The organism is Luteimonas sp. 8-5 (genome assembly GCF_029763755.1).
Lineage (GTDB): Bacteria > Pseudomonadota > Gammaproteobacteria > Xanthomonadales > Xanthomonadaceae > Cognatiluteimonas.
The window spans coordinates 1-26,876 of the sequence record NZ_JARUVM010000005.1; the positions used below are offsets into that span (position 1 = coordinate 1).

The 26,876-nt window shown below is 70.2% G+C and carries 26 protein-coding genes and 1 pseudogene; 20 read left to right on the forward strand and 7 right to left on the reverse strand.

Annotation, left to right across the window (positions count from 1 at the left end):
• From QAA18_RS01025 to QAA18_RS01050, 6 genes and pseudogenes are all read left to right on the forward strand, one after another.
• Positions 1–369 (forward strand): annotated as a pseudogene (locus QAA18_RS01025) (hypothetical protein); the annotation flags it as partial.
• A 79-nt stretch (positions 370–448) separates the two neighbouring features.
• Positions 449–1,045 carry a GTP cyclohydrolase I FolE gene (gene folE, locus QAA18_RS01030; protein WP_279410337.1) on the forward strand — a complete coding sequence of 199 codons (597 nt, stop codon included), beginning with the start codon at positions 449–451 and terminating at the stop codon, positions 1,043–1,045.
• A 7-nt stretch (positions 1,046–1,052) separates the two neighbouring features.
• Complete coding sequence (locus QAA18_RS01035; RefSeq protein WP_279410338.1) at positions 1,053–1,901, forward strand: NAD(P)/FAD-dependent oxidoreductase; 849 nt, start codon at positions 1,053–1,055, stop codon at positions 1,899–1,901.
• 61 nt (positions 1,902–1,962) lie between these two features.
• The gene (locus tag QAA18_RS01040) at positions 1,963–2,583 is read left to right on the forward strand and encodes a DUF2239 family protein (RefSeq protein WP_279410339.1); all 621 of its coding nucleotides are present in this window, start codon (positions 1,963–1,965) and stop codon (positions 2,581–2,583) included.
• Between the two features lie 32 nt (positions 2,584–2,615).
• Entirely contained in the window at positions 2,616–3,872 is a 1,257-nt protein-coding gene (locus QAA18_RS01045; protein WP_279410340.1) for a TCR/Tet family MFS transporter, read from the forward strand.
• The gene (locus QAA18_RS01050; RefSeq protein ID WP_279410342.1) at positions 3,857–4,093 is read left to right on the forward strand and encodes a hypothetical protein; all 237 of its coding nucleotides are present in this window, start codon (positions 3,857–3,859) and stop codon (positions 4,091–4,093) included. Before QAA18_RS01045 ends, QAA18_RS01050 begins: the two co-directional genes overlap by 16 nt.
• 20 nt (positions 4,094–4,113) lie before the next feature.
• On the opposite strand, the gene QAA18_RS01055 is transcribed toward QAA18_RS01050, so the two are convergent.
• Positions 4,114–5,112, reverse strand: coding sequence for a CorA family divalent cation transporter (locus QAA18_RS01055; RefSeq protein WP_279410344.1), 999 nt, complete (start codon positions 5,110–5,112; stop codon positions 4,114–4,116).
• Between the two features lie 78 nt (positions 5,113–5,190).
• On the opposite strand from QAA18_RS01055, the gene QAA18_RS01060 reads away from it, so the two are divergent.
• Both QAA18_RS01060 and QAA18_RS01065 read left to right on the forward strand, forming a co-directional pair.
• Positions 5,191–6,261, forward strand: coding sequence for a DNA topoisomerase IB (locus tag QAA18_RS01060; RefSeq protein ID WP_343226728.1), 1,071 nt, complete (start codon positions 5,191–5,193; stop codon positions 6,259–6,261).
• 89 nt (positions 6,262–6,350) lie between these two features.
• On the forward strand, positions 6,351–6,584 hold the full coding sequence (locus tag QAA18_RS01065; protein ID WP_279410346.1) for a hypothetical protein: 234 nt from the start codon (positions 6,351–6,353) through the stop codon (positions 6,582–6,584).
• A 27-nt stretch (positions 6,585–6,611) separates the two neighbouring features.
• Here QAA18_RS01065 and QAA18_RS01070 read toward each other — a convergent pair whose 3' ends face one another.
• The 4 genes from QAA18_RS01070 to QAA18_RS01085 form a co-directional block, all read right to left on the reverse strand.
• Complete coding sequence (locus QAA18_RS01070; protein ID WP_279410348.1) at positions 6,612–7,025, reverse strand: barstar family protein; 414 nt, start codon at positions 7,023–7,025, stop codon at positions 6,612–6,614.
• Positions 7,022–7,345 (reverse strand): ribonuclease domain-containing protein, encoded by a 324-nt coding sequence (locus QAA18_RS01075; RefSeq protein ID WP_279410398.1) that lies wholly within the window; start codon positions 7,343–7,345, stop codon positions 7,022–7,024. Before QAA18_RS01075 ends, QAA18_RS01070 begins: the two co-directional genes overlap by 4 nt.
• A 73-nt stretch (positions 7,346–7,418) precedes the next feature.
• On the reverse strand, positions 7,419–7,712 hold the full coding sequence (locus QAA18_RS01080; protein WP_279410350.1) for an I78 family peptidase inhibitor: 294 nt from the start codon (positions 7,710–7,712) through the stop codon (positions 7,419–7,421).
• A 72-nt stretch (positions 7,713–7,784) separates the two neighbouring features.
• A complete protein-coding gene (locus QAA18_RS01085) occupies positions 7,785–9,248 on the reverse strand; it encodes a PLP-dependent aminotransferase family protein (protein ID WP_279410351.1) in 1,464 nt (487 codons plus the stop codon).
• Between the two features lie 61 nt (positions 9,249–9,309).
• Between QAA18_RS01085 and QAA18_RS01090 the strand changes: the two genes are divergently transcribed.
• The 4 genes from QAA18_RS01090 to QAA18_RS01105 all read left to right on the forward strand — a co-directional run bounded on the left by QAA18_RS01090 (position 9,310) and on the right by QAA18_RS01105 (position 14,414).
• Positions 9,310–9,972, forward strand: a complete 663-nt coding sequence (locus QAA18_RS01090; RefSeq protein WP_279410353.1) for a hypothetical protein — start codon at positions 9,310–9,312, stop codon at positions 9,970–9,972.
• The gene (locus QAA18_RS01095; RefSeq protein ID WP_279410355.1) at positions 9,969–10,823 is read left to right on the forward strand and encodes a PhzF family phenazine biosynthesis protein; all 855 of its coding nucleotides are present in this window, start codon (positions 9,969–9,971) and stop codon (positions 10,821–10,823) included. The genes QAA18_RS01090 and QAA18_RS01095 overlap by 4 nt, the downstream gene beginning before the upstream one ends.
• 14 nt (positions 10,824–10,837) lie before the next feature.
• Positions 10,838–12,436, forward strand: coding sequence for a phospholipase D family protein (locus QAA18_RS01100; RefSeq protein WP_279410357.1), 1,599 nt, complete (start codon positions 10,838–10,840; stop codon positions 12,434–12,436).
• A 91-nt stretch (positions 12,437–12,527) separates the two neighbouring features.
• Positions 12,528–14,414, forward strand: coding sequence for a hypothetical protein (locus QAA18_RS01105; protein WP_279410359.1), 1,887 nt, complete (start codon positions 12,528–12,530; stop codon positions 14,412–14,414).
• On the opposite strand, the gene QAA18_RS01110 is transcribed toward QAA18_RS01105, so the two are convergent.
• Complete coding sequence (locus QAA18_RS01110; RefSeq protein ID WP_279410360.1) at positions 14,398–18,048, reverse strand: indolepyruvate ferredoxin oxidoreductase family protein; 3,651 nt, start codon at positions 18,046–18,048, stop codon at positions 14,398–14,400. The two genes, QAA18_RS01105 and QAA18_RS01110, sit on opposite strands and share 17 nt — an antisense overlap.
• Positions 18,049–18,123: 75 nt before the next feature.
• Here QAA18_RS01110 and QAA18_RS01115 point away from each other — a divergent pair, with 75 nt between their 5' ends.
• From QAA18_RS01115 to QAA18_RS01140, 6 genes are read left to right on the forward strand one after another with little or no spacing between them, the layout of a single operon-like run.
• Positions 18,124–19,320 (forward strand): EAL domain-containing response regulator, encoded by a 1,197-nt coding sequence (locus QAA18_RS01115; protein WP_279410362.1) that lies wholly within the window; start codon positions 18,124–18,126, stop codon positions 19,318–19,320.
• An 8-nt stretch (positions 19,321–19,328) separates the two neighbouring features.
• Positions 19,329–21,758 carry an ATP-binding protein gene (locus tag QAA18_RS01120; RefSeq protein ID WP_279410364.1) on the forward strand — a complete coding sequence of 810 codons (2,430 nt, stop codon included), beginning with the start codon at positions 19,329–19,331 and terminating at the stop codon, positions 21,756–21,758.
• A 39-nt stretch (positions 21,759–21,797) separates the two neighbouring features.
• A complete protein-coding gene (locus QAA18_RS01125; protein ID WP_279410366.1) occupies positions 21,798–22,430 on the forward strand; it encodes a ParA family protein in 633 nt (210 codons plus the stop codon).
• Between the two features lie 19 nt (positions 22,431–22,449).
• Positions 22,450–22,926: a histidine phosphatase family protein gene (locus QAA18_RS01130; RefSeq protein ID WP_279410367.1), complete on the forward strand. Its 477-nt coding sequence runs from the start codon at positions 22,450–22,452 to the stop codon at positions 22,924–22,926.
• Entirely contained in the window at positions 22,917–23,510 is a 594-nt protein-coding gene (locus tag QAA18_RS01135) for a YceI family protein (RefSeq protein ID WP_279410368.1), read from the forward strand. Before QAA18_RS01130 ends, QAA18_RS01135 begins: the two co-directional genes overlap by 10 nt.
• Complete coding sequence (locus QAA18_RS01140) at positions 23,507–25,360, forward strand: phospholipase D family protein (RefSeq protein ID WP_279410370.1); 1,854 nt, start codon at positions 23,507–23,509, stop codon at positions 25,358–25,360. The genes QAA18_RS01135 and QAA18_RS01140 overlap by 4 nt, the downstream gene beginning before the upstream one ends.
• Before the next feature lie 28 nt (positions 25,361–25,388).
• On the opposite strand, the gene QAA18_RS01145 is transcribed toward QAA18_RS01140, so the two are convergent.
• Positions 25,389–25,580, reverse strand: a complete 192-nt coding sequence (locus QAA18_RS01145; RefSeq protein ID WP_279410371.1) for a hypothetical protein — start codon at positions 25,578–25,580, stop codon at positions 25,389–25,391.
• Positions 25,581–25,686: 106 nt separating this feature from the next.
• On the opposite strand from QAA18_RS01145, the gene QAA18_RS01150 reads away from it, so the two are divergent.
• Together QAA18_RS01150 and QAA18_RS01155 are read left to right on the forward strand one after the other, a co-directional pair.
• Positions 25,687–26,115, forward strand: a complete 429-nt coding sequence (locus QAA18_RS01150) for a hotdog fold thioesterase (RefSeq protein WP_279410373.1) — start codon at positions 25,687–25,689, stop codon at positions 26,113–26,115.
• 70 nt (positions 26,116–26,185) lie between these two features.
• A complete protein-coding gene (locus QAA18_RS01155) occupies positions 26,186–26,815 on the forward strand; it encodes a YkvA family protein (RefSeq protein ID WP_279410374.1) in 630 nt (209 codons plus the stop codon).
• Positions 26,816–26,876 lie beyond the last annotated feature (61 nt).

Below are 26,876 nucleotides of genomic sequence, written 5' to 3' on the forward strand. Positions count from 1 at the left end.
ATGCGGGCCGGGCCGGCCGGCATCGCCGTCGGCGCCGCGGCGGGCGGCGCCCTGGGCGCCGTGGCCGGCAACCGGGCCTCGGAGAAGAACGATCCGCGCGACGACCTCGGGCATTTCCAGCAGATGTACCGGAACGCCCCCTACTTCGTGGCCGACCGCGACTGGCACGATTACGCCCCGGCGTACCGCTACGGCATGGAGGCCTGGCGCTCCAACCCGGGAAGCACCTTCGAGCAGGTGGAATCGCAGCTGCAGGGCGGCTGGGAAGCCGCCGCACGCTTCGGCTCGCGGCTGCCCTGGACGCAGGCGCGGCCAGCGGTGGAACACGCATGGCGGCGCCTGACCGAGGCCCGGCACGAGGGCGCGTAGGCGCGGCTTTGCATACCCGCGGCGGGGGCGATGGGGCCGGCCGTCTACAATGGCCGCTGACCTGCAAAGGACGCGCCCGATGACCGATACCCCCAAGCCCGCCGATGCCGTCAGCCGCGAACAGGCCGAAGACGCGGTCCGCGTGCTGCTGCGCTGGGCCGGCGAGGATCCGCAGCGCGAGGGCCTGCTCGACACCCCCAAGCGGGTGGCCAAGGCCTACCGCGACTGGTTCAGCGGCTATGCCCTGGACCCGGACGATTACCTGGCGCGCACCTTCGAGGAAGTCGCCGGCTACGACGAGTTGATCGTGCTGCGCGACATCGAGTTCGAATCGCACTGCGAGCACCACATGGCGCCCATCATCGGCCGCGTGCACGTGGGTTACCTGCCCGACGGCAAGGTGGTGGGGATCAGCAAGCTGGCGCGGGTGGTCGACGCCTACGCGCGCCGCTTCCAGGTGCAGGAGAAGATGACGGCGCAGATCGCCGACTGCATCCAGCGCGTGCTGCAGCCGCGCGGCGTGGGCGTGGTGGTCGACGGCGCGCACGAATGCATGACCACGCGCGGCGTGCACAAGCGCGGCGTGAGCATGGTGACCTCGAAGATGCTCGGCAGTTTCCGCGACGACGCGCGCACCCGCTCGGAGTTCCTGCAGTTCATCGGGCGCAAGGGCTGATGGCCCGATGCCCGATGTCCATGACTGCCTGATCGTCGGTGCCGGCCCGGCCGGGCTGGTTGCCGCTACCTATCTCGCGCGGTTCCGCCGCCGCATCGCGGTGGTCGACGCCGGTGCCAGCCGCGCGCGCTGGATCCCAACCAGCCACAACTGCCCGGGGTTTCCGCTGGGTGTCAGCGGCGACGCGCTGCTGCAGCGGCTGCGCGAGCAGGCCGAGTCCTTCGGCGTCGACATCGTGCGCGGCTGCATCGTGTCGCTGCAGCGCGGTGGCGACGGCTTCGTGGCGCACGACGACGCAGGTCGCGCCTGGCACGCGGCCACCGTGATCCTGGCCACCGGCATCGTCGACCGCCTGCCACCGGTCGAAGGCGGCGACGCCGCGCTCGAGGCCGCGGTCGAGGCCGGCGTGCTGCGCCTGTGCGCCGTGTGCGACGGTTACGAGGCGACGGACGAACGCATCGGCGTGCTCGGTCCCGCCGCCGATGCGTCGCGTCACGCGGATTTCCTGCGCACGTTTTCGCGCCGGGTGGATGCCATCGACGCGGAGGCGGCGCGCGGACTGCGCTGCGACGCTACATCCTGCACCGTCGCGTTCGAGGACGGCAGCTCGCGCGAGTACGACACCCTGTATCCGGTGCTGGGCAGCGATGCGCAGTCGGGCCTGGCGCGTGGGCTCGGCGCGGCCGTGGACGGCGAGGGCGCGCTGCATACCGACGCCCACCTGCAGACCAGCATCGAGGGCCTCTACGCCATCGGCGACGTGGTCAGCGCGCTCAACCAGATTGCGGTCGCCGTGGGCCATGCGGCGATCGCCGCGACCGCGGTCCACAACCGGCTGCCGGCCAACCCGCGCTGAGTCTTGAATATTACCCGGGGGAAATAGTAATCTGGCCGTCCACCAGCCCGGGCGCGCTCCGATGCACACCTCCCATTCGCTTTCCACCCGGGTATCGGCGTTTGCCGGCCATCGCCTGGTCGCCGTCGGCCCGCTGCGCAGCGTGGCCCTGAGTGCGCGCCAGGCGCTGGACGCCGAGCCGAACGCCACGATCCTGATCTTCGATGACGTCGAGCAGCGCCAGGTCGAGATCGACCTGCGCGGAACCATGGCCGACCTGGTGCAGCGGCTGGCCGCGACGCCGGATTCCGCACCGCCCCCGAAACCTGCCGAAGTGGCGGCCGAAGCGCCAGCGGCGCCACGCGGCCGCGGCCGCCCGAAGCTCGGAGTGGTCGCGCGCGAAGTCACGCTGCTCCCCCGGCACTGGACCTGGCTCAACGCGCAGCCCGGCGGCGCCTCGGTCGCATTGCGGCGCCTGGTCGAGGCCGCGCGCCGCGACGGCGGCGGCGACCAGCGCCGCCAGCGACAGGAAGCGACCTATCGCTTCATGCACGCCATCGCCGGCAACGCCCCCGGGTTCGAGGAAGCCGCTCGCGCCCTGTTCGCCGGCGACCTTTCGGGGTTCGAGGATGCCGTCATCGACTGGCCCCATGACGTGCGCGAGCATGCGACCATGCTCGCCGCGCGCGCGATGCGCGACTGACGCCCGCCCTGCAACCAATCCTTGCCACGCCCTTGAACGCACAGACGACTCCGCGCGTGCGACGCGCCGCCCTCGCCTTCATTTTCGTCACCGTGCTGATCGACGTGCTGGCGTTCGGCGTGATCATCCCGGTGCTGCCGCACCTGATCGAGGATTTCGTCGGCGGCGACACCGCCAATGCCGCTTACTGGGTCGGCGTATTCGGCACGGTATTCGCCGGCATCCAGTTCGTGACCTCGCCGATCCAGGGTGCGCTGTCGGACCGCTTCGGCCGGCGCCCGGTCATCCTGCTGTCTTGCCTCGGGCTGGGCCTGGACTTCGTGTTCATGGCCCTGGCCAATACGCTGCCCTGGCTGCTGGTGGGACGGATCATCTCCGGCATCACCTCGGCCAGCTTCACCACCGCGAACGCGTATGTCGCCGACGTCACCCCGCCGGAGAAGCGCGCCAAAAGCTACGGCATGATCGGCGCGGCGTTCGGCCTGGGCTTCATCGTCGGCCCGTTGCTGGGCGGCTGGCTGGGCGACGTGCACCTGCGCCTGCCGTTCTGGTTCGCCGCTGGCCTGGCGCTGCTCAACTTCTGCTACGGCCTGTTCGTGCTGCCCGAGTCGCTGCCGCCGGAGAAGCGCACCAGGAAGTTCGACTGGTCGCATGCCAATCCGCTCGGCTCGCTGGTCCTGCTCAAGCGCTATCCGCAGGTGTTCGGCCTGGCGGCGGTGGTGTTCATCGCCAACCTGGCGCACTACGTCTATCCGAGCATCTTCGTGCTGTTCGCCGACTACCAGTACCAGTGGGGCCCGCGCGAAGTCGGCTGGGTGCTGGCCGCGGTGGGCGTGTGCAGCGTGATCGTGCAGGCCGGGCTGGTGGGACGCATCGTGCACGCGATCGGCGAACGCCGCGCGCTGCTGCTGGGCCTGGCTTGCGGCATGCTCGGCTTCGGCATCTACGGTTTCGCCGACAGTGGCTGGATCTTCCTGATCGGCCTCCCGATCAGCGCGATCTGGGGCCTGGCCGCGCCTTCGACGCAGGCGCTGATCACGCGCCAGGTCGGCCCGGAGGTGCAGGGCCGCATCCAGGGCGCGCTGATGAGCCTGGTGTCGATGGCCGGCATCATCGGCCCGGGCATCTTCGCCGGCAGCTTCGGCTGGTTCATCGGCCCGAAGACGCCGGTGCACCTGCCGGGGGCGCCGTTCCTGATCGCCGCATTACTTCTGGGCTCGGCAATCGCCATCGCCTGGCGTTACGCTCGCGAAACCCCGCCAGGAGAACCGCCATGCGCATCGCCCTGACCGTCGTCGCCATCGCCTCCGCCGCACTGCTTTCCGCGTGCGGCAGCGTCGAATACCGGGATACCAACCCCGCCGTGGACGCCAACCCGCAGTGCGCACACAGCGAGAAGCCGGGCGAACTGGTGGCGCCGTGGTGCAAGCGCGAGCAGTCGGCGAACTGGGAACTGGGCGGGAAGGACGCGCCGGTGGACTTCACTGGCGGGGACGGCGACGAGGACTGAGGTCGCGGCTTCCGCCGCTCCTACATCCATTTCTTGAAGTGGGCGACGACCAGGGCGACGACGGCGAACACGCCCATCGCCACCAGCGAGCCCCAGAAGCCCACGGCGCCCGATTCGAACAGCGGCGCCTTGAAGTTCATGCCCAGTGCGCCGGCCACCACCGCCAGCGTGCCCAGCAGCACGGTGACGAAGGTGAGCACGCGCATGGTGTCGTTGGTACGCTGCGCGCTGCGGCTGGTGTAGAGCTCGAAGCTGCCGACGACCAGTTCGCGCCCGACTTCCACCGCGTCCATCGCGCGCTCGAAGCGCTGCTCCAGGGCCGCGAACCGGCGCTCGGCGCTGTCGTCGTCGTCGCCGGGGCGGAAATCCGGTCGCGCCAGCGCACCGAACACATGGCGGTGCGGGGCGAGCATGCGCCGCAGGCGCGAAGCACCGCGCCGCATCCGCGCAAGTTCCGCCAGGCACTCGGGGTAGCGCTTGCGGCCGAGGATCGCCACCTCGAGCCGGTCCACCGACTCCTCCAGCTCCGAGACCGCGTGCAGGTAGCTGTCGACCTGCCAGTCGAGCAGCGAGACGGTGAAGCTCTGCGCGTGCAGGGTGCCGATGCGCGTCTCGCCGCGCTCGCGCCCGTACAGCTCGTCCAGGATCTCCAGCGGCCCGCGGTGCAGGCTGAGCACGAAGTTCGGGCCGCACACCAGCGCCAGCGCGCGACCCTTGAACGCCAGGGGCCCGTCGCATTCGACGGCCGAGACCTCGACCAGGAACCAGTCGCCGTAGTTCTGCAGGCGCGGCTTGCCGCCCAGTCGCCGGAACTCGGTGCAGGCCGCATCGATTCCCAGGCGCGCGCACAGCCGCTCCAGGACCGGCGCGCTGCCCTCGTGGTCGTCGTCCTGCACGTCGATCCACAACAGCTGGTTGTCGCCCAGCGCCGACAGGTCGATCGCGTCCTCGTCGATCCTGCGATCGCCGGCATCGGCGTCGAACAGAAATGCGCGCAGCTTCACCTTGTCCTCGGGCATGCCGCATCATCCCCCGCCACCGCGAACGCCAGGTGAACCGTTGCGCGGCGTTGACGCCCGCCCGCCGATGCTCCGCGCATGCCGCCCAGCCCCGACAAGCACACGGCCGCCGCAGCCGCCGCGGCCGACGCCGGATTGCGCCATGTCAGCGACGCCGCGCCGGGCATCCGGCGCCAGCGCCGCGGCCGCGGTTTCGGCTACGTCGATGCGAATGGACACAAGGTCACCGACACCGCGGTGCTGCAACGCATCCGCGCGCTCGCCGTGCCGCCGGCCTGGACCGGCGTGTGGATCTGCGCCGATCCGCGCGGCCACATCCAGGCCACCGGCCGCGACGCGCGCGGCCGCAAGCAGTACCGCTACCACGCGCGCTGGAGCGAGGTGCGCGGCGAGGGCAAGTTCGACCGCATCGTCGCGTTCGGCCAGGCATTGCCGAAGCTGCGCCGGCGCCTGCGCGCCGACCTGGCGCGCCCGGGCTTTCCGCGCGAGAAGGTGATGGCGATGGTGGTGGCGGTCATGGGCGAGACCCTGGTCCGGGTCGGCAACGCCGAATACGCACGCGACAACCGTTCCTTCGGCCTGACCACGCTGCGAAACCGCCATGTCGAGTTCCTGCGTGGCGGCCGCGCCCGTTTCCGCTTCCGCGGCAAGGGTGGGCAGGAGCACGACATCGTCCTGGACGACGCGCGCCTGGTGCGGTTGCTGCGGCGTTGCCAGCAACTTCCGGGGCAGGCGCTGTTCCAGTATCGCGACGACGACGGCGAGCTGGCCGCGGTCGAGTCCGGCGAGGTCAATGCCTACCTGCACGACACCACGGGCAGCGAGTTCAGTGCGAAGGACTTCCGCACATGGGGCGGGACGCTGGCTGCGTTCCAGCGCCTGGCCCGCACCAGCCTGCCGGTCACGGCGAGAGGCGAACCGGCGGGCGAGCGCGCGCTGGCCGCCGTGGAGAACGCCATCGTGCGCGAGGTCGCCAGCGCGCTGGGCAACACGCCGACGGTGTGCCGCAAGGCCTACATCGACCCGGTCGTGTTCGCCGGCTGGCGCGACGGCCGCGTGCAGCGCGCGGCAGCGAGTTGCCGTGGCGAACGGCAATGGGAGGCGGCGGCGTTGCGGTTCCTGCGGAAGGCGCATCGGGCCCCGTCGTAGGAGCGGCGGAAGCCGCGATCGCGCTCGCGGCTCACGCCGCTCCTACACCTTGTCGGTCAGACTTGATCGCCCGCTCCAAGGACTCGACCATGGCTACCTGCGACGTCTGCGGCAACGATTACGACAAGGCTTTCACCATCTCCGGTCCGCTGGGCGCCGGCACCTACGATTCGTTCGAATGCGCGATCCATGCACTGGCGCCGACCTGCAGCCACTGCAACTGCCGCATCATCGGCCATGGCGTGGAGAGCGACGGCGTCTTCTATTGCTGCGCGCACTGCGCGAAGCATTCCGGGGTGAAGGGCGTCGACGATCGGGCTTGAGTCGCGGCTGCCGCCGCTCCCACGGGGTCACATTTCGGGCAACAGGGCCCAGAAGGGCTTCTGCGCTTCGGCCCAGGCCTGCGAAGCTTCCTCGATGATCTCCAGCAAGGTGTCGAACGATTCCGGCTCCGCCTCGCGCCAGGCGTCCGGATGCTCGATCAGTACCAGGTAGCCCGCCGCCGGCCACCACGACATGTCCGCCAGGCAATCGGCCAGCGCATCCCAGTTGCGCCCGAACCATGACGGGAACTTCAGCGCGGCGCCGATGCGCTCGAGCGCTTCGTCCCGCTCGCTGCAACCGGCGAGGTTGACGGTGACGGCGGCGAAGTCCAGTGCCATCGCCGCGGCGAGGAACTCCGAGGCGCCGGCGGCCGCGACCACGGACACGCCGGCCAGGGACGGGTCTGCCAGCACCGAACGCAGTTCGACCGATTCGTTCATTGCGGATCGAACCTGCGGAAGCTGCGGTAGTGGTCGTCTGTGTAGAAGTATTCGACCGGCGGATCGCCGCCGGCGACGATGCGGCGTGCACCCCGGTCCGGGGAGCCCGGCGTCTCGACGGTGTACTCGCGGTAATAGCCGCGCGGTTGCGGCGGCAACAGGCGCTCGCGGTTGTGGAAGGTGCTGCCGTCCTGGCGATGGGCGAAAGGTCCACCGGCTTCGATGCGGCGCAGGGTCTCGTGTGCTTCCGGCGGGAGGAAAGCGGGCAAGTCGTGGGAGCGGCGGAAGCCGCGATCGGCAACGGCCCAGGCGAGCGCCATCGCCAGCAGTGCCAGCACGATCACACCTCGACGCATCGCTCCTCCCCTTCGACGCCGGCCTGAAGCCGCACCGTTATCCGCAGCTGATGCCCACGATCGCGTCGCGTTCGTTGAGCTTGATGTTCACGCGGTCGCCGCGATAGTCCATGGTCACCGGCTGGCCCGGGCGGATCACGCGCACCGACTGGCTGCCGGTCTCGACCCGGATGCGCTCGACGATGTCGTCGCTCACGGCGTGGCCCATCGCCCAGCTCGCGGCTTCGGCATTGCAGGACTCCGCCAGCGGCGGCGGCCCCGGCGGCGGCATGGTGGCGCAGGCCGCGAGCGGCAACGCGATCAGCAGGATGGCGGGAAGTCGCATGGCCATGGCGGCACTCCTGGACGGATGGCGGGAGTGTGCAGCATCGGCGCGCCGGCGTGTGGCGTGCGTCAATGCCGCTCAGGCGATCATCAGGCCGGGCGCCGACGGGCGCACGGCGCGGCGACCGGCGTCGCCGCGGTTGGCCGGCCAGGCAGCGGCGATGCGCCGCACGGCCTCCACCAGTTCCTCTTCGTTGCGCGAGTAGGGAATCCGCAGCCAGCCGTCGAAGCCGCCCTCGACGCTGAACACCGGCCCGGGTGCCAGGAACACGCCGTGGCGTTCCATCGATGCGGCCATCGCCGTGGCGCTGCCGTGCGGCAGTTGCACCCACAGGGCCAGGCCGCCGTGCGGAATGCGGAAGCGCCAGTCCGGCAGGTGTTCGCGCATGGCGGCAACCAGTACGTCACGGCGCGCGCGCAGGCGTTCGCGACGGATGGCATGGACGCTGTCGCCGGCCTTGAACAGCTCGGAAAGCACGAGCTGGTCGAACAGCGAACTGCCGAGGTCCAACTGCACGCGCGTGGCTACCAGATTGGCGACCAGGTCGAGCGGCGCGCGAATCCAGCCCAGGCGCACGCCACCCCAGTACATCTTCGATGCGCTGCCGATGCTGATCGCGTCGCGGGCATGCGCGGCGAACGGCGCCGGCATCGGCGCATCCAGCAACGAGGTCGGCTGCAGGGTTTCGTCGACGACCGCCGTCGTGCCGGCCGCGCGCAAGGCGTGCGCGTAGCGTGCGCGCATCGCATCGTCCATCAGGAAGCCGGTGGGGTTCTGGAAATCCGGAATCAGGTAAGCCAGCCGCGGCGAGGCCTGGCGCAGCGTGGTTTCGATCTCGTCGAGGTCCCAGCCCGATTCGCCGAGCGGATCGGCCAGCGGCGAAGGCACCAGTTGCCCGCCGCCCAGCCGCAAGGCCTCGATCGCGTTGGCGTAGACCGGCGTTTCGATCATCACCCGGTCGCCGGGGCGCGACAGTGCGCGCGCGACGATGGCGATCGCCGACAGCGCGCCCGAGGTGACGATGATCTGACCCGGCGTGGTCGGCAATCCACGTTGCGCATACCAGTCCGCGATGACCGCCTGCAGCTCCGGCAGGCCCGATGGCAGGTAGCCGCTGCCGCACAGGTAGCTGGGCAAGGCGGCGAGGGCGCGATCGTAGGCGGCCGCCACGCCCGGCGTCGCCGAGCCCGACGCGCAATTCAGGTCGATGCTGCCTTCCGGCGCGGCATCCATGCCGCCGGCGTGCAGCACGTGGTCGTGCGCGCGGCGGCGCTCGACCGGCACCGCGGCGTAGGTGCCCGATCCCTGGCGCGCGGTAGCGAAACCGGCATCGATCAGTTCGGCGTAGGCCCGCGATACGGTGCTGCGCGATACGCCCAGCGCCGAGGTGACCGCGCGCTCGCTGGGCAGCCGGGTGCCGACGGGGATGCGGCCGTCGCCGATCAGTTCCTGCAAGGCGCGTTGCAGGCCGAGCCAGGCCGGCGAACGGTCGAAGGGGCCGACCAGGGCGGCCAGGCGGGCAGGGGCAAGGGCGCGTTGCATGGAGCCACTATCGCACAAATGGCTATACTCGATATAGCCACTTTTGGGCACGATGCGCCGCATGGCTCCTCCCCCTGCCTCCACCGCCCTGGCCAACCTCGGCCCGCTGGCCCAGCTGCGTGCCGGGCGCATGCCCGAACGCCTGCTCAGGCTCGGCATCGGCCTGTGGCTGTACGGCCTGTCGGTGGCGCTGATGATCCGCGGCGCGATCGGCGCTTCGCCCTGGGACGTGTTCCACCAGGGCGTCGCGCTGCACCTGCCGTTGAGCTTCGGCACGGTGATGATCCTGGCCTCGGTGGCGGTGCTGCTGGCCTGGATCCCGCTGCGGCAGATGCCGGGCCTGGGCACCGTGGCCAACACCCTGCTCATCGGTCCCTTCGCCGACCTCAACCTGGCGCTGCTGTCGACGCCGGACCACCTGCTGCTACGCGTGGCCTTCATGCTCGCCGGCGTGCTGGTGTGCGCATTCGCCACCGGCCTGTACATCGGCGCGCAGCTCGGGCCGGGCCCGCGCGACGGGTTGATGACCGGCCTGGCGCGGCGCACCGGCTGGTCGATCCGGCTTGTGCGCACCGGGATCGAGGTCAGCGTGCTGGTCGCCGGCATCGCGCTGGGTGGCGTGTTCGGCATCGGCACCGTGGTGTTCGCGCTCGGCGTGGGCATCCCGACCCAGTTCTTCCTGCGCCGCCTGGTGGTACCGTTGCAACCGGTGGTGGCGCAATGACCGACATCCCGCACTCCGGCATCCTGCACTACAGCGCGTTCACCGCCGACGGCCGCGGTGGCAATCCGGCCGGCGTGGTACTGGACGCGCGCGGCATGGACGAAGCCGCGATGCAGGACATCGCCGCGACACTCGGCTATTCCGAAACCGCATTCCTGATGCCGCGCGACGAACCCGGCACGTTCGACATCCGCTACTACAGCCCGCTGACGGAAGTGAGCTTCTGCGGCCACGCCACCATCGCCACCGCGGTGGCGCACGCCGAGCGCCACGGCCCCGGCGAACGCCTGCTGCACACCCGGGCGGGCCCGGTGTGCGTCGCCGTCGACGCCGCGAACATCGCGACGCTGAGCAGCGTCGAACCCCGGGTTACGCCGCTGGACGATGGCGACCTCGGCGCACTCCTGGCCGCGCTGCGCTGGCGTCGCGAAGACCTGGACCCGGCACTCCCGCCGGCAGTGGCCTACGCCGGTGCGTCGCATGCGGTTATCGCCGTGGCCACGCGCGCACGGCTGGCGCAGCTGGACTACGACTTCAACGCGTTGCGCGACATCCTCGTCGCGCGCGGCTGGATCACCGTGGCCCTGGTCTGGCGCGAAGGCCCGGAAAGCTTCCATGCCCGCAATCCCTTCCCTACCGGCGGCGTGGTCGAGGATCCCGCGACCGGCGCCGCCGCGGCCGCGTTCGGCGCCTATCTGGCCGGGCAGGGCGCGCTGCCTGCGAGCCGCAGCTTCACCATCCGCCAAGGCGAGGACATGGGCCGGCCGAGCCTGCTCCACGTCGCCGTGCCCGAAGACCTGCGGCAAGGCGTGCGCGTGGGCGGCAGCGCGGTGAGCTTGCAGCGCGATTGAGGCATGCTTCGCGGATGGGAGTCCATCCATCCGCGCCGCCTCCGGCACCGACGCCGGCCAGGCGACTGCTGGCGGTTGCCGCCGGCACCGTGCTCACGCTCGTGGCCCTGGTCGGCAGCGGCCTGCTGCTCAACGAACGGCTCGCGCCGAAGGCGACGGGCGCGCCGGGCCATGCGTTGCCGCTGCAGGCCACGCAGACGGAAATCGACCGCGAACTGGCGCCGTTGCTGGCCGCCAACCCCGGCAAGACCGGTGCGCTGCTGCTGCCCGACGGCCTGGACGCCTATGCCGCGCGCGCGATGACCGCGCAGAAGGCCGGGCGCAGCCTCGACCTGCAGTACTACATCTGGCACGACGACCTCACCGGACACCTGCTCGTGCGCGAAGTGCACGCGGCGGCAGAACGCGGCGTGCGCGTGCGCATCCTGCTCGACGACATGAACGCCGCGGGCCGCGACCCGCAATGGATGGCGCTGGACGCCCATCCAAACATCGAGCTGCGCCTGTACAACCCGTTTCGCAACCGCAGCGGCATCGAGCGCGGGCTGGAACTGGTGCAACGCGTGTTCAGCGTCAACCACCGCATGCACAACAAGGCCTGGATCACCGACGGGCGCGTTGCGATCATCGGCGGGCGCAACATCGGCGAGGAGTACTTCGCCGCGGCCGGCACGGTCAACTTCCGCGACCTCGACCTGTTGCTGTTCGGGCCGGCGGTGGAGCAGGCCAGCGCGATCTTCGACCGGTTCTGGAACAGCAGCGCGGTGGTCCCGCTGGCGGCGCTGCACCAGTCCTCGGCCGAAACCCTGCGCGGCACGATCGCCGGCTTCGACGACGAATCGCTGCAGGCCCGGGCGCAACCCTACCTGGAACGGGTGGCGGCCTCGCCCAGCGTGCGCGACTACCTCCAGCAGCAGTTGCGGCCGGTATGGACCGATCGCCTGCAGGTCGTTTCCGACCCGCCGGACAAGCGCAGCGACGATGCGCGCGACGACTGGCTGGTGACGTCGCTGCTCGACATGCTGCGCGGCGCCCGCACCAAGGCGTTGCTGGTCTCGCCGTACTTCGTGCCCGGCGAAACCGGCACCGAAGGCCTGTCGGCGCTTGCGCGCGACGGCGTCGAGGTCGGCGTCATCACCAACTCGCTGGCGGCCAACGACGTGCCCGCAGTGCACAGCGGCTATGCCCGCTACCGCCCGGCGCTGCTGCGCAACGGCGTGCGCCTGCACGAGATCCGGGCGCGCGGCCGCCCGGAAAGCGCCGGTCCGTTGGGCAGCAGCGGCGCGAGCCTGCACACCAAGGCGTTCGTGGTCGACGACGCGCGCGGCTTCGTCGGCTCGTTCAACCTGGATCCACGCTCGGCCACGCTCAACACCGAGATGGGCGTGGTGTTCGACGACCCGGCGCTGGCCGCCGGCGTGCGCGCCGAGTACCTGCGCCTGTCCGCGCCTGAATACAGCTACTGGGTGTTCCTCGGCCGCGAAGGCGAAGTGCGCTGGCTCGACCGCGCCGGGCAACGCCCGGTCGTGCTCGACAGCGAGCCGGACGCGGGCGTGTTCCGCCGTGCCGTGGCACACGCGCTGGGCTGGCTGCCGATCGAATCACAACTGTAGGCACGGTCACGGAGCCTGTGCCTTATGGCAGGGGCACGGCGGCAAGCGACCGCTAGGATGGAGCGGTTGCCATCCGCACCGGGGAGTTGCCATGTCGCGTCGCCTGATCCTTGCCGCCCTCTCGCTGGCCATCGCCGGCAGCCTGTACGCCGAAGTCCCGGCACCGCGCGACGTGCCGTATTCGCCAGGCACCATCAAGCTGGAGGTGGACGCGACCAACCTGGCCCAGCGCATCTTCCACGTGAAGCAGACCATCCCGGTGCAGGCAGGAGACCTGACCCTGCTGTATCCGATGTGGATCCCGGGCGGACACACGCCGCGCGGCGCGATCGACAAGATCGCCGGCATCACCTTCACCGCCAACGGCCGGAAGCTGGAGTGGAAGCGCGACACCATCGAGGTCGCCGCCTTCCACGTCACCGTGCCCGAAGGCGTGACCGAGATTACCGCCGAGTTCGACTTCCTTTCGCCGACCGACCGCTCGCAGGGCCGGGTGGTGATGACGCCGAACATGCTCAACCTGCAGTTCATCTCCACCGTGCTGTATCCGGCAGGCCACTACGCCAGCCAGATCACCTTCGATCCGATCGTCACCTATCCCGAAGGCTGGACCGCGTTCACCGCGCTGCACGTGGACAGCAGCAACGGCAGCACCATCGACTACGAAAACGTGCCACTGGACATCCTCGCCGACTCGCCGGTGTTCGCCGGCCGCTACGCGAAGCAGATCGACCTGACGCCCAAGGGCAACAAGGTGCCGGTGCGCCTGGGCGTGGTGGCGGACGCCGCCAAGTACCTGGAGGCGAAGCCCGAGCAGGTGAAGCAGCATGCGGCGATGGTCGAGCAGGCGCTGAAGCTGTACGGCGCGCAGCACTACGACCACTACCAGTTCCTGTTCGCGCTCTCCGACCAGATGAGCGGCATCGGCCTGGAGCACCAGCGCTCGAGCGAGAACGGCGAGGACCCGGGCTACTTCACCGACTGGAAGGAGAAGGCCGGCTTCAGCGACCTGCTGCCGCACGAGTACACCCACTCCTGGAACGGGAAGTACCGCCGCGGCGCCGACCTGTGGACGCCGAACTACAACGTGCCGATGCAGGACAGCCTGCTGTGGGTGTACGAGGGCCAGACCCAGTACTGGGGCAACGTGCTGGCCGCGCGCAGCGGCATGCGCCCGATGGAAGCCTCGCGCGATGCGCTGGCGATGGTGGTGGCGACCTATGCCGACAACCGCCCGGGGCTGGGCTGGCGCAACGTGCAGGACACCACCAACGACCCGATCATCGCCGCGCGTGCGCCCCGCGCGTACCGCAACTACCAGATGAGCGAGGACTACTACCGCGCCGGCCAGCTGATCTGGCTGGAGGCCGATGCCCTGATCCGCAACGGCACGAAGAACCGCAAGTCGCTGGACGATTTCGCCAGGGCTTTCTTCGGCGTCAACGACGGCGAGTGGAAGGTCCAGAACACCTACACTTTCGAGGACGTGGTCGCGACGCTCGATGGCGTGATGGCGCACGACTGGGCGACATTCCTGCGCGAGCGCCTCGACGGCAAGGTGCCGCTGACCGGCGGCATCGAGGCCGCCGGCTGGAAGCTGGTCTACAAGGACGAACCGAGCGCGCTGGCCAAGTCCTGGGGCGGCAGCGGCGGCGACTTCGTGTACTCGCTCGGCCTTTCGCTGGGCAAGGACGGCGGCGTCAGCGACGTGCGCTGGGACAGTCCGGCGTTCAATGCTGGCCTGGGCACCGGCGCCACCATCGTCGCGGTGAACGACCAAGCCTACGACAAGACCGTGCTCGAGGACGCGGTCAAGGCCGCGAAGGACGGCAAGGCCCCGATCCGCCTGCTGGTGAAGGAGTTCGACCGCTATCGCACGGTCGACATCGACTACCACGGCGGCCTGCGCTACCCGCACCTGGAACGCATCGAAGGCGTTCCGGACCGCCTGACGGCGATCTTCACCCCACGCAAGTAGCCCACTCGCGCAGCAGCGCCGCCTCGCGCGCCCGGGCCTGTTCCAGGTGCGCGTGCTTGACGTGGCCGTAGCCGCGGATGTGCTCGGGCACCGCGGCGATGCTGGCCGCCAGCGCGACGTTCGCGGGCGACAGCGACTCGAGCAGGCCGTCGACGGTGCGCTCGTACGCCGCGATCAGCGCGCGCTCGCCGCGGCGTTCGGCGGTATGGCCGAACACGTCCAGCGGCGTGCCGCGCAGCCCGCGCAGCTTCGCCAGCACCCGGAACGCGGTGAACACCCACGGTCCGTACTCGCGCTTGAGCAGTCGGCCTTCGGCGTCCTTCTTCGCCAGCAGCGGCGGCGCGAGGTGGAAGTGCAGCTTGAAGTCGCCTTCGAACTGCTGCTCCAGGCGCTTGCGGAACTCGCCGCTGGTGTACAGGCGCGCCACTTCGTACTCGTCCTTGTACGCCATGAGCTTGAACAGGTAGCGCGCCGCCGCCTCGGTGAGGTCGGTGCTGCCGGGCGCGCGTGCCTGCTCGGCGGCGCGCACGCGGGCGACGAAGTCGGTGTAGCGGCGGGCGTAGCGCGCGTTCTGGTAATCGCGCAGGAACGCGGCGCGGCGGGAGACCACTTCGTCCAGCGAGCGCGACAGGCGCGTGTCGTCCAGCGGCGAGAACGCGGCCTCGCCGGTCGCCGCGGCCGGTACGTGGCGCAGCGCGTCTTCGTCGCGGGTGGCGAGTTGGGCGTCGCCGATGCCGGACTCGCGGCCCTCGGACGGACGCGGCGCCAGCAGTGGCAGCGCATTGGCGGTGGCGTCGGCCAGCGTGGGAATGTTGCTGCCGCCTTCGAGCATGCCGATGCCGGCCGCCTCCAGCACCGCCGGTAGGTCGATGGCGGCCAGGCGGCCCCAGGCGAACGCGGTCTTGTTCATTTCCACCGCGGCGCCGTTGAGTTCGACCGCGCGCATCAGCGAATCGAAGGACAGCGGCACCAGGCCGCGCTGCCAGGCGTAGCCGAGCATGAACAGGTTGGCACCGATCGCGTCGCCCATCAGCGCGGTCGCGATCCGGGTCGCGTCCACCTGCGCCGGCTCGGCGCCGTCGAGCGCCGTGCGCACTGCCGCGACGATGTCGCTGGCCGGGAACTGCATGTCCGGACGCGTAGTGAAGGTGCCCGGCATCGCCTGGTAGGTGTTGAGCACTACCCGGGTGCGTCCGCTGCGGATCTTCGACAGCGCCCAGTAATCGTTGACCACGACCATGTCGCAGCCCAGCACCAGGTCGGCCTCGCCGGCGGCGATGCGCACGGCATGGATCTGCGACGGTGTGCGCGCAATGCGGATGTGGGTGGTGACCGCGCCGCCCTTCTGCGCCAGGCCGGTCTGGTCGAGCACGGTCGCCCCCTTGCCTTCCAGGTGCCCGGCCATGCCCAGCAGCGCGCCGATGGTGACCACGCCGGTGCCGCCGACGCCGGTGATCAGGATGTTCCAGGGTCGCGAAAGATCGGTCGCGATCGATGGCATGGGCAAGTCGGCCAGGCGCGAGGCCGCCGTCGCAGCACCGCCCGCGGCCTGTCCCTTGCGCGGCTTGCCACCGTGCACGGTGACGAAGCTGGGGCAGAAGCCCTCGACGCAGCTATAGTCCTTGTTGCAGTTGGACTGGTCGATCTCGCGCTTGCGCCCGAACTCGGTTTCCTTCGGCAGCACGCTCACGCAGAACGACTTCCTGCCGCAGTCGCCGCAGCCTTCGCACACCAGCGAGTTGACGAACACGCGCTTGGCCGGGTCGACCATCTTGCCGCGCTTGCGCCGGCGGCGCTTCTCCGTGGCGCAGGTCTGGTCGTAAATGAGGACGCTGACCCCCTTCACTTCGCGCAGCCGCTTCTGGGTGGCGTCGAGTTCGCGTCGGTCCAGGAACTCGACCCCTTCAGGGAAGATCGACCGATCCGACCACTTTTCGATGTCGTCGCTCAACACCACGATCGCCTGCACGCCTTCGGCGCGCACCTGGTGCGCGATCTGCGGCACGCTGAGCTGGCCGTCGACCGGCTGCCCGCCGGTCATCGCGACCGCGTCGTTGTAGAGGATCTTGTAGGTGATGTTGACGCCGCTGGCGACGGACTGCCGGATCGCCAGGGTGCCGGAATGGAAATAGGTGCCGTCGCCCAGGTTCTGGAATACGTGCGGCGTGTCGGTGAACGGCGCCTGCCCGGACCAGGTGACGCCTTCTCCGCCCATGTGGGTGAAGGTGTCGGTGCTGCGGTCCATCCACGTGACCATGTAATGGCAGCCGATGCCGGCCAGCGCGCGCGAACCCCCCGGCACCTGGGTCGAGGTGTTGTGCGGGCAGCCCGAACAGTAGTGCGGAACGCGCGGGAAGTTGGCGCGCGGCAGGGCGAGCTCGCCCTCCTTGGCGTCCATCCACTGCAGCACCTGCTGCATCCGCGCGGACTGGTGGAATCTCTGGATGCGGCGCGCGATCACGCCGGCGATGCGCGCCGGCGTCAGCTCGTTGGTCGACGGCAGGATCCATTCGCCGGATTCGTCGTACTTGCCGACGATCGAAGGACGCTCGCCTTCGAAGTTGTAGAACAGCTCCTTCATCTGGCTTTCGATGAAGGACTGCTTCTCCTCGACTACCAGGATGTCCTGCAGGCCGCGCGCGAACGCGCGGATGCCGACCGGCTCCAGCGGCCAGGTCATGCCGACCTTGTACACGCGGATGCCGATGTCGCGGCACGCCGCTTCGTCCAGGCCGAGGTACTCGAGTGCCTGCAGCACGTCGAGGTAGCTCTTGCCGGTGGTAACGATGCCCAGCCGCGCGTCGGGCGAATCGATCGCGATGCGGTCGATGCGGTTGGCGCGTGCAAACGCCTGCGCCGCCTTGACCGCATACATGTGCAGGCGCATTTCCTGGTCCAGCGGCGGATCCGGCCAGCGGATGTTGAGCCCGCCCGGGGGCACTTCGAAATCGTCGGGGATGGCGATGCGCAGCGCGAACGGATTCACGTCCACCGAGGCCGACGACTCGACGGTCTCGGCGATGGTCTTGAAGCCGACCCAGCGGCCGGTATAACGCGACATCGCCCAGCCCAGCAGGCCCATCTCCAGGATGTCCTGCACGCCGGCCGGATTGAGCACCGGCATCAGCGCGGACACGAATTCGCCTTCGGAGCCGTGCGGCAGGGTCGAGGAGCGGCACGCATGGTCGTCGGCGGCCAGCGCCAGCACGCCGCCATGCCTGGCGGTGCCGGCGGCGTTGGCGTGCTTGAACACGTCGCCGCAGCGGTCCACGCCCGGCCCCTTGCCGTACCACATGCCGAACACGCCGTCATGCTTCGCGCCCGGGACCAGGCCGACCTGCTGGGTGCCCCAGACCATGGTCGCGCCCAGGTCCTCGTTGAGCCCGGGGGTGAACTTCACCCCGGCCGCTTCCAGGTGCTTGCGCGCGCGCCACAGTTCCAGGTCGAAGCCGCCCAGCGGCGAACCGCGGTAGCCGCTGACGAAGCCGGCGGTGTCCAGCCCGGCGGCGGTGTCACGCAGCTTCTGCATCAGCGGCAGGCGCACCAGGGCCTGCACGCCGGACAGGTAGATCCGTCCGGATTCGCGGCTGTACTTGTGGTCGAGGGTGTAGTCGGGGTCGGCCAGGATGGTCATGCCAAATTGTAACGTGCTGCGGTAGGCTGGCCCGGCGTGCGACGCATGGGTCAAGGGAACGGCTGGGGAGGCTGGATGAGCCTGTCGGACTTGCGGGTGATGGTCGTGGAGGACCACGGGTTCCAGCGCAGGATGGCGCTGCGCCTGTTGGCGGACGCGGGGGGCGGGGCCAGCTGCGCGGCCGCCGCGGGGGCTGCGGGGGGGGTGGTAGTGCGGCAGTTGCCGCAGCCGCCCGATGTCCTCCTGGTGGACCTGGACATGCCGGGCATGGACGGGGTCGAGTTCATCGGCCACGTGGCGCAGCGCCGGCTGGCGCGTGCCATCGCTCTGGTCAGCGCGCTCGATCCTGCGGTGCTCAAGACCGTGCAGACCATGGCCCGCGCCTACGGCATGCGCGTGCTCGGCGGCATCGAGAAGCCGCTCACCGCCGAGAAGCTGCAGTCGCTGCTCGAATCCTACGACGCCAGCCTGCAGTTCCATGACGACGACGAACCGGTCGACATCACCCTGGACGAGGTGCGCGCGGCGATGCTGCGCGGCGAGCTCATCTCCTGGTTCCAGCCCCAGGTCGAGTTCGGCAACGGCCGGGTGGTGGCGGTCGAGGCGCTGGCGCGCCTGCGCCGCAGCGACGGCCAGGTGGTAAGGGCCAGCCATTTCGTGCCGCTGCTCGAGCGCGAGGGCTATGCCCAGCACCTCACCGACAGCATGCTCGAGCAGGCCTGCCGCTGGAAACGCCGCTGGGATGGCGACGGACTGCGCCTGAACGTCTCCGTCAACGTGAGCGCCTCGACGCTGGACGATCCTGCCGCGGCCGACCACTACCAACAGATCGTGCAGGACCACGGCGTGGATCCGGCCGACGTGATGCTGGAGATCACCGAGGGTTCGCTGGTCACCGACGCGGCGCGCGGGCTCGGCGTGCTGGCGCGGCTGCGGCTGAAGGGCTTCGGCCTGGCGATCGACGATTTCGGCACCGGCTACTCGTCGCTGGCGCAGCTGTCGCAGATCCCGTTCACCGAACTCAAGATCGACCAGGACTTCGTATCGGGCGCCAGCGCGGAGCCGCGCAAGCGCGCGGTGGTCGAGGCCAGCCTGGACCTGGCGCGCAAGCTGCGCCTGGAAGTGGTGGCCGAAGGCGTGGAAACGGTCGAGGATTGGCAGATGCTGGCCGAGATGGGTTGCGGCATGGCCCAGGGTTACTTGATCGCCGGTCCGGTGCCCGGCGACGAACTCGCCGAAGCGGTGGCGCGCTGGCGGCGCCCCGAGCACTGATCCCCGCGATGCGCTGGCGCCTGCGCATGCGCAGCATCCGTGGCCAGCTGCTGGCGTTGTTCGCCGTGCTGCTGCTGGCCGGTGCCGCGGTGCTGGTGCTGGACGAGGTCGCCCAGTATCGCGCGCGCCAGTCGCTGGAATCGCTGCAGGCCGAATCCCTCGGCCGCCTGCGCGCGCTCAAGGCGGTCGACGACGGCTACAAGCTCGGCGTGGTCGACGTCACCTTCAAGGTGCGCAACTACCTGCTCGACTGGGACGACGGCGTCGCCGCGCTGGACCGCGCGCGAGAATCGATCGACGCCAACTGGCGCAAGCTGCGCGATATGCCGCACCTGCCGCGGCAGGAAGCGCTGGTGCTGGAGGCCGCGCAGGCCCGCGAGCGCGCCGACCACGCCGCCGACACGCTGCGCGCGATCCTGCTGAAACAGGACATCGGCGAGCTCGGGCGCTTCGCCGATACCGAGCTGTATCCGGCGGTCGATCCGGTCAGCGAACGGCTGCAGGCGCTCAGCGACCTGGCCATGGTCGACGCCGAGGCCACCGTGCGCGCCGACGTGCGCCGCGCCTGGTACACCAGTGCGTTGCGCATCGGCCTGTCGCTGCTCGCGTTCCTGGTCGCCGCGATCGCCGGGCGCCGCATCCTCAGCAACGCCTACCGCGGGATCGAAGCGCTGACCCGGCTGGCCCAGCGCATGCGCGAACACGACTACGTGGCGCCGCCCGGCCCGCGCCCGCGCGGCGAGCTGGGCGAGGTCATGGACGCCTTCCTCGACATGCGCGGCGACGTGCTGCGTTTCGAGACCGAGCTCACCGAGCAGTTGGTGCGCAACGAGAAGGTGCGCGAGGAGCTGGAGCGGGCGACCCTGGCCAAGAGCGCGTTCCTGGCCGCGATGAGCCACGAGATCCGCACCCCGATGATCGGCGTCACCGGCATGGTCGAGGTGTTGGCGCACACTCGCCTGGACACCGAACAGCGGCGCGCGCTGAACATCATCCAGTCGTCCTCGAATTCGCTGCTGCAGATCATCGGCGACATCCTCGACTTCTCCAAGATCGAAGCCGAGCGCATGGAGTTGCATCCGGTGCCCACGCACTTGCCGCGCGTGCTGCAGGCCGCAGTCGCCAACTTCAGCGGTTCGGCTTCGAGCAAGGGCCTGGGCCTGTCGTGCGAGATCGACGAACGCATCACCGATGCGCACCGCGTGGATCCGCTGCGGCTGCGCCAGGTGCTGTCGAACTTCCTGTCCAACGCGATCAAGTTCACCGAGCGCGGCAACGTGCACGCGGCGCTGGCGTGGCGCGGAAGCCGCGAGCAGGACGGCGAAACCCTGGACCGCCTGTGCTTCAGCATTGCCGACTCGGGCATCGGGGTCGACCGCGAGACCCAGGCGCGCCTGTTCCAGCCGTTCGCGCAGGCCGACGCGCAGACCACGCGCCGCTTCGGCGGCACCGGCCTGGGCCTGGCGATCTCGCGCGAACTGGCCGCGCTGATGGGCGGCGAAGTGACGATGGAGAGCGTGCCCGGCGTGGGCACCACCTTGCGCCTGGTGCTCGAGCTGCCGCGCGCGCCGCTGTCGGAAGTGGCGCCGGAACCGGCGACGCACGGGCTGGCGACCGATGTCGCCCTGCGCAGCCTGCCCAGCGTCGAGGAGGCCGAGCGCGAGCGCAGCCTGGTGCTGCTGGTCGACGACCACCCTACCAACCGCACCGTGATCGCGCGGCAACTGGCGCTGGCGGGTTTCGCCAGCGAACCGGCGGAGGACGGCGAGGCGGCGCTGGAGGCCTGGCGCAGTGGCCGCTACGCATTGCTGCTGTCGGACGTGCACATGCCGCGCATGGACGGCTATGCGCTGGCTCGCCGCATCCGCGAGGAGGAAGCCGCGCGCGGCCTGCCGCGCACGCCCATCGTCGCGCTCACCGCCTCGGCGCTGAAGGGCGAGGCCGAACGTTGCCTCGGGGCCGGCATGGACGACTACCTGGCCAAGCCGGTCTCGATCACGGCCCTGGCCACGACCCTGGGCCGCTGGCTGCTGCACCTGGCGCCGGCCGCGGAGGCGGGCGCGACCGCCGGCCCCTTCCCGCAACTGGCGCATCCGCCGCCGCTCGACCCCGCCGTGCTGGAGGGCCTTACCGGCGGGGATCCCGCCGAGATCCGCGCCCTGCTCGATGACTTCCTCGACAGCACCCGCCAGGACATGTCCCGACTGGAAACCGCGCGCGCCGCCGGCGACCTGCCCGGCATCGCCCGCGAGGCGCACAGGCTCAAGGGTGCCGCGCGCCTGGTCGGCGCGCTGGAACTGGACCAGTGCGCCGACCAGCTCGAAGCCGCGGCCCGCGCCGCCGACTGGCTCGGCGTGCCCGCCCTCGTGGCCGACCTGGGCACCGCCGCCGAGCGCTTGCGCCACCATGTCGCCGAGCGCTACCCGCCCCCCGGCTAGATGCTAGGCTTCGGCTTCGTGTTCATGGCGGAGTCGCGGATGAAAACGATCCTGGTGGCCAGTTCCAAGGGCGGTGTCGGCAAGACGACCATCGCCACCCACCTGGCGGCGCAAGCCGCCCTGTCCGGAAAACGCACGGTGCTGGTCGATTCCGATCCGCAACGCTCCTCCACCCGCTGGGCCGAACGCCGCGCCGTCCTCGACAGCGCAGTCCTGCCGATGGACGGCAGCAAGGCCGAGCGCGGCTGGCAGCGCGACCTGCCCGAGGACACCCAGGTGGTGATCGTGGACGGGGCCGCCGGCGCGATGGCCCACGAGCTGATGCCCTTCATCGAACGGGCCGACTCGGTCGTGGTCCCGGTGCTGCCGTCGACGCTGGACATCGAAGCCACCGTCCCGTTCCTGGACACGTTCGCCAAGCTGGCCCGGGTCCGCCGCGGCGAACTCCCGGTGGGGCTGGTGGCCAACAAGCTGCGGCCCTGGACCAACGCCTCGCAGCAGGCGCTGGAGCTGTGGAAGCAGTGGCCCTACCCGGTGGTTGCACAACTTCGTGACAGCCAGGCGTATTCAATGCTGGTCGGGCTGGGCAAGAGCCTGTTCGATTACCACTCCGCCCAGGTCCGCGATCACCAGGAAGACTGGCAGCCGCTGCTACGCTGGGTTCGCAAGTAAAAACATCCGGAAGCGACCCATGCGCGAACTGATCCTGCTGCGCCACGCCCACGCCGAGCCCCCGGATGCGGGGCAGGCCGACCTCGACCGCCCCCTCTCGCCGGAGGGACTGGCCGAGGCCGAGGCCGCCGGGCGCTGGCTGGCCGCGCAGGGGCTGGTGCCCGACTGCGTGCTGTGTTCGCCGGCGCGGCGCACGCGCGAAACCCTCGAGGCGGTGCTGGGCGTGATCGGCTACGTCGAGCAGCGCCTGGAGGAATCGATCTACGAGGCCACCTCCGGCACCCTGGCCGCGCTGGCCGACGCGCACCGGGACGCCGACCGCCTGCTGGTGGTCGGCCACAACCCCGGCCTGGAGCAGATGGTGGCGCTGATGCACAGCGGCCAGTCGGGCGAGTACCGCGGCATGCCGCCGGGTGCGATCGCCGTGCTCACCCTGCCCGCGGATGCGGCCATCGAACCCGGTATCGCGAGCCTTTCCGCTTTCTGGTGGCCGTGAACCGGCGCGGGCGCCGTCCCGCGTGCCGGATCCGCGTAGCGCTGCTGGCGCTGGCCGCGACGCTGCTGGCGGCGGTCGCCCACGCAGCGGCCATCGATGCCGCCGCCTCGCAGGTCGGTTTCCATCTCGTGACCCGCTGGGGCCAGTCGCTGGACGGGCGCTTCAACACCATTCGTGGCGCGGTCGACGACATGGGCGGTGACCTCAGGCGGGTGAGGCTGATCCTGTCCACCTCCGACGTCGAGATCGTCGGCCACCCCGGTTACACGCGCTTCGCCCGCGGCAGCGGCTTCTTCGATGCCGAGCGCTGGCCGCTGGTCGAATTCATCTCCGATCCCTATCCGCCTGAGCTGCTGCAGACCGGCGGCGCTCTCGGCGGCACCCTGCGCATGCGCGGAGTGCAGCGGCGCGAAGTGTTCGTGCTGCAGCCGGCCGGCTGCGCGCGGCCGGGCATCGACTGCGACGTGGTCGCCAGCGGCCGCGTCCGCCGTGGCGACTACGGCATGCGCCGCTGGCGCGTGGCCCTCGGCGACGACGTCCGCTTCTCCCTGCGCATGCGCCTGCGGGCGGAGCCGGGCCAGTGAACCGCTGGTTGCGGTTGCTGGTTTTGTCGTGGGCGCTTGGTGCCAGCGCCTGCGCCTCGCTGTCGCCGCAGGAGCGCGGGCAGGTGGCGCGCCTGGTGCAGGAAGCCCGGCCGCAGCACGTCGCGTGCGAGCGCGTCGACGCCTGCGCCACGCCATCGCCCCTGCACCAGCTCGGCGCCGAGGCCATGGTCGAAAGCGCGCCGGGCTCGCCGCGCCATCGCGCGCTGATCCTCGACGCCGGCCAGGACGCCATGCTCGCGCGCATCAGCCTGCTGCGCAGCGCCACGACCAGCATCGACCTGCAGACCTACATCTTCGACGAGGACGATGCCGGCACGCTGTTCATCGAAGAGCTGCTGGCGGCCGCGCGCCGCGGCGTGCGCGTGCGCCTGCTGGTCGACCAGCTGTCCGCGCTGAGGCGCGTGGACACGCTCGCGGCGTTGTCCGGCGCGCACGCCAACTTTTCCATCCGCATCTACAACCCGGTGCTCCACCGCGCGCGCCTGTCCTACGTGCAGTACCTGTACGCCGCCGCGTGCTGCTGGGGCAGGCTCAACGAGCGCATGCATTCCAAGCTGCTGCTGGTGGACGGCGTGGTCGGGATCACCGGCGGGCGCAACTACCAGGACGACTATTACGACTGGGACGCGGAGTACAACTTCCGCGATCGCGACATACTGGTGGCCGGGCCGGTGGCGCGCGAAATGGCCGCCAACTTCGACGCTTTCTGGAAGGATCCGCGCAGCGTGCCGCCCTACCTGCTGCGCGACGTGGGCGGACTGCTGCTCGAGTCGGGCGTGCCGCCGGCGCCCGCGCCCGGATACGACAATCCCGGGCGCGTGGCCGCGTTGCTGCGCGAGCTCGAGGAACCGGGCCGCATCGAGGCGCTGGCCGCAGACGCCATGCCGGTGGGCGAGGTCGCGTACATCGCCGACCTGCCGGGCAAGCACGAGCGCGACGCGGTCGGCGCCACCACCCACGGCCTGCGCGAACTGATCGAGTCGGCCAGCGATGAAGTCCTGCTGCAGACGCCGTACCTGGTGCTGTCGAAACCGGCGCAGCGGATGTTCCGGATCATGCACAGGCGCGAGGATCCACCGCGGGTGATCGTGTCGACCAACTCGCTGGCGGCGACCGACTCGTTCATCACCTACGCGCTGTCGTACAAGTACAAGCGCCGCTACCTGCGCGACTTCGGCTTCGAGATCCACGAATACAAGCCGTTCCCCGCCAATGCGCCGATCGACCTGGCGGCCACCGGCGCGGCGTTGCCGCCCGCCGCGGACGGGGCTTTCCGGGAACCGCTGTCGAGCGAGTACTCGGCGTTGCGCTACTACACCCGCAGCGCCAACGAACGCGTGCCGCTGGAACGCGCCGGCGTGCGCATCGGCCTGCACGCCAAGTCGCTGGTGGTGGACGAACGGGTCGCCGTCGTCGGCACGCACAACTTCGATCCGCGCGGCGACCACTACAACACCGAGAGCGCGGTGATCATCGAGGACCCGGCGTTCGCGCGCGCACTGGCCAGCAGCATCCGCCGCGACATCGCACCGGAGAACTCCTGGACCATCGGCCGGCGCCCCGAGGCGACGCCGTTCACGGGCCTGGAATACAGCCTGGCCAAGATCTCCGAGAAGATGCCGATATTCGACCTGTGGCCGGTGCGCTACGCGGTCAGTTTCGAGTTCGAGCAGGGACCCGGATGCCCGGGCCCGCTGTCGCCGTTCGATCCGCGGTTCAACGAGTGCTACCGGCCGGTGGGGGACTTCCCGGAGGTGGCGGTGGGATTCAAGTCGATCCTGACCCGCATCTTCACCGCGTTCGGTTCGGGCCTGGCGCCGATCCTGTAGGGGAGGGGGCAGGATCGGCGCCAGGGACTCAACCGCAGCGGAAGCGGGGCTGGCCGGTCCAGCCGCGGGCGTAGCGGCGGTCGGTCGCGTAGCCGCTGCTGTTGCCGTAACCGACACCCGCCTCGCGCTCGCGATAGACGGCGCGGCGGCTGTCGTTCGACGCCCGGGCACGGATTCCGGGGCGGAATTCGGGGACGAAGGAGCGGGGGATGGTGTTCATGGCGGTTACCTGAAGGCCCAATGAATTAGTGTGGTAGTAATCTACAACACCAAGCCAAAACCTGAATGTGCCAGAGGTCACCCCACCGATGTCCTACCCTTGCGCCATGACCCTGTTCCAGCGCCAGGCCACCGTGGCCGACCTCAACGCCCTGTCCGAGGGCACCGCCATGCGTCCGCTCGGGATCGAGTTCACCGAGACCGGGCCCGACTACGTGCGCGCGACCTTGCCGGTCGACGAGCGCACCCGCCAGCCATACGGCCTGCTGCATGGAGGCGCATCGGTGTTGCTGGCCGAGACACTGGGCAGCACCGCCGGCGGACTGTGCGTCGGCGCCGGGCAGGGCGTGGTCGGCATCGAGATCAACGCCAACCACCTTGCCGGCGTGCGCGAGGGCAAGGTCACCGGCACGGCTCGGCCGCTGCACGTCGGCCGCAGCACCCAGGTGTGGGAGATCCGCATCGAGGACGAACGAGGCCGCCTCGCCTGCGTCTCGCGGCTGACACTGGCGGTCGTCGACCGGCGCGGCGCGTAGCGGCACCTACCGCGCGCCGGGCAGGGTTTGCTAGGCTTTGCCTTCTCTCTTCCTCGGATCCGGCCCTGCCATGACGATCTCGCTGAACTTCGAACTCAACGATCGCGACCTGGAGCACTTCCACGCCGAAATGGAAGCAGCGAAGAAGGCGGCGGCCGGCAAATCCCCGGAGGAGATCGTCGACTGCGCGGCCAGGCTGCTGGTCGACGCGCAGAAGGGCACCATCCCCGACTTCATCATGCAGCGCCTGCTGCGCCTGGACGACCTGATCGCGATGGCGCGCGACGAGGCCTGGGCACTGGCCGGCGAGGACCGCGACCGCGTACTCGGCGCGCTCGCCTATTTCTGCAACCCGGACGACGTGATCCCCGACCACGTGCAGGTGCTGGGCTTCCTCGACGACGCGATCATGATCGAGCTGTCGGTGCGTGAGCTGGCGCATGAGCTCGAGGCATACGACGACTTCTGCGACTACCGCGAAGCGCAGGCCAAGCGCCGCGGCCTGGAAGCGGAGAAGATCGGCCGCGCGGACTGGCTGGACTCGCGCCGCGAGGAACTGGTCGAGCGCATGCACACCCGCCGCCGCCGCGAAGCCGGTGGTCCGGGCATGGGATACGGTCGCAGCAGCGGTTACGGCATGTCTGCAGGCGGCCGCAGCTATGCGCGGACCTGGCGCCCGGGCATGTTCAAGTTCCGCTAGGCGGGGGTTCTGCCGGCGCGTGCCGGCTGCGTACCGGACAAAAATCGGAGATTCGACCCCG

What these genes read in the sequence shown, in the direction of transcription:
- folE (WP_279410337.1), top strand. Translation starts at nt 449, where the DNA reads ATGACCGATACCCCCAAGCCCGCCGATGCCGTCAGCCGCGAACAGGCC.
- QAA18_RS01035 (WP_279410338.1), top strand. Translation starts at nt 1,053, where the DNA reads ATGCCCGATGTCCATGACTGCCTGATCGTCGGTGCCGGCCCGGCCGGG.
- QAA18_RS01040 (WP_279410339.1), top strand. Translation starts at nt 1,963, where the DNA reads ATGCACACCTCCCATTCGCTTTCCACCCGGGTATCGGCGTTTGCCGGC.
- QAA18_RS01050 (WP_279410342.1), top strand. Translation starts at nt 3,857, where the DNA reads ATGCGCATCGCCCTGACCGTCGTCGCCATCGCCTCCGCCGCACTGCTT.
- QAA18_RS01055 (WP_279410344.1), bottom strand. Translation starts at nt 5,112, where the DNA reads ATGCCCGAGGACAAGGTGAAGCTGCGCGCATTTCTGTTCGACGCCGAT.
- QAA18_RS01060 (WP_343226728.1), top strand. Translation starts at nt 5,191, where the DNA reads ATGCCGCCCAGCCCCGACAAGCACACGGCCGCCGCAGCCGCCGCGGCC.
- QAA18_RS01065 (WP_279410346.1), top strand. Translation starts at nt 6,351, where the DNA reads ATGGCTACCTGCGACGTCTGCGGCAACGATTACGACAAGGCTTTCACC.
- QAA18_RS01070 (WP_279410348.1), bottom strand. Translation starts at nt 7,025, where the DNA reads ATGAACGAATCGGTCGAACTGCGTTCGGTGCTGGCAGACCCGTCCCTG.
- QAA18_RS01075 (WP_279410398.1), bottom strand. Translation starts at nt 7,345, where the DNA reads ATGGCGCTCGCCTGGGCCGTTGCCGATCGCGGCTTCCGCCGCTCCCAC.
- QAA18_RS01080 (WP_279410350.1), bottom strand. Translation starts at nt 7,712, where the DNA reads ATGGCCATGCGACTTCCCGCCATCCTGCTGATCGCGTTGCCGCTCGCG.
- QAA18_RS01085 (WP_279410351.1), bottom strand. Translation starts at nt 9,248, where the DNA reads ATGCAACGCGCCCTTGCCCCTGCCCGCCTGGCCGCCCTGGTCGGCCCC.
- QAA18_RS01090 (WP_279410353.1), top strand. Translation starts at nt 9,310, where the DNA reads ATGGCTCCTCCCCCTGCCTCCACCGCCCTGGCCAACCTCGGCCCGCTG.
- QAA18_RS01095 (WP_279410355.1), top strand. Translation starts at nt 9,969, where the DNA reads ATGACCGACATCCCGCACTCCGGCATCCTGCACTACAGCGCGTTCACC.
- QAA18_RS01100 (WP_279410357.1), top strand. Translation starts at nt 10,838, where the DNA reads ATGGGAGTCCATCCATCCGCGCCGCCTCCGGCACCGACGCCGGCCAGG.
- QAA18_RS01105 (WP_279410359.1), top strand. Translation starts at nt 12,528, where the DNA reads ATGTCGCGTCGCCTGATCCTTGCCGCCCTCTCGCTGGCCATCGCCGGC.
- QAA18_RS01110 (WP_279410360.1), bottom strand. Translation starts at nt 18,048, where the DNA reads ATGACCATCCTGGCCGACCCCGACTACACCCTCGACCACAAGTACAGC.
- QAA18_RS01115 (WP_279410362.1), top strand. Translation starts at nt 18,124, where the DNA reads ATGAGCCTGTCGGACTTGCGGGTGATGGTCGTGGAGGACCACGGGTTC.
- QAA18_RS01120 (WP_279410364.1), top strand. Translation starts at nt 19,329, where the DNA reads ATGCGCTGGCGCCTGCGCATGCGCAGCATCCGTGGCCAGCTGCTGGCG.
- QAA18_RS01125 (WP_279410366.1), top strand. Translation starts at nt 21,798, where the DNA reads ATGAAAACGATCCTGGTGGCCAGTTCCAAGGGCGGTGTCGGCAAGACG.
- QAA18_RS01130 (WP_279410367.1), top strand. Translation starts at nt 22,450, where the DNA reads ATGCGCGAACTGATCCTGCTGCGCCACGCCCACGCCGAGCCCCCGGAT.
- QAA18_RS01145 (WP_279410371.1), bottom strand. Translation starts at nt 25,580, where the DNA reads ATGAACACCATCCCCCGCTCCTTCGTCCCCGAATTCCGCCCCGGAATC.
- QAA18_RS01150 (WP_279410373.1), top strand. Translation starts at nt 25,687, where the DNA reads ATGACCCTGTTCCAGCGCCAGGCCACCGTGGCCGACCTCAACGCCCTG.
- QAA18_RS01155 (WP_279410374.1), top strand. Translation starts at nt 26,186, where the DNA reads ATGACGATCTCGCTGAACTTCGAACTCAACGATCGCGACCTGGAGCAC.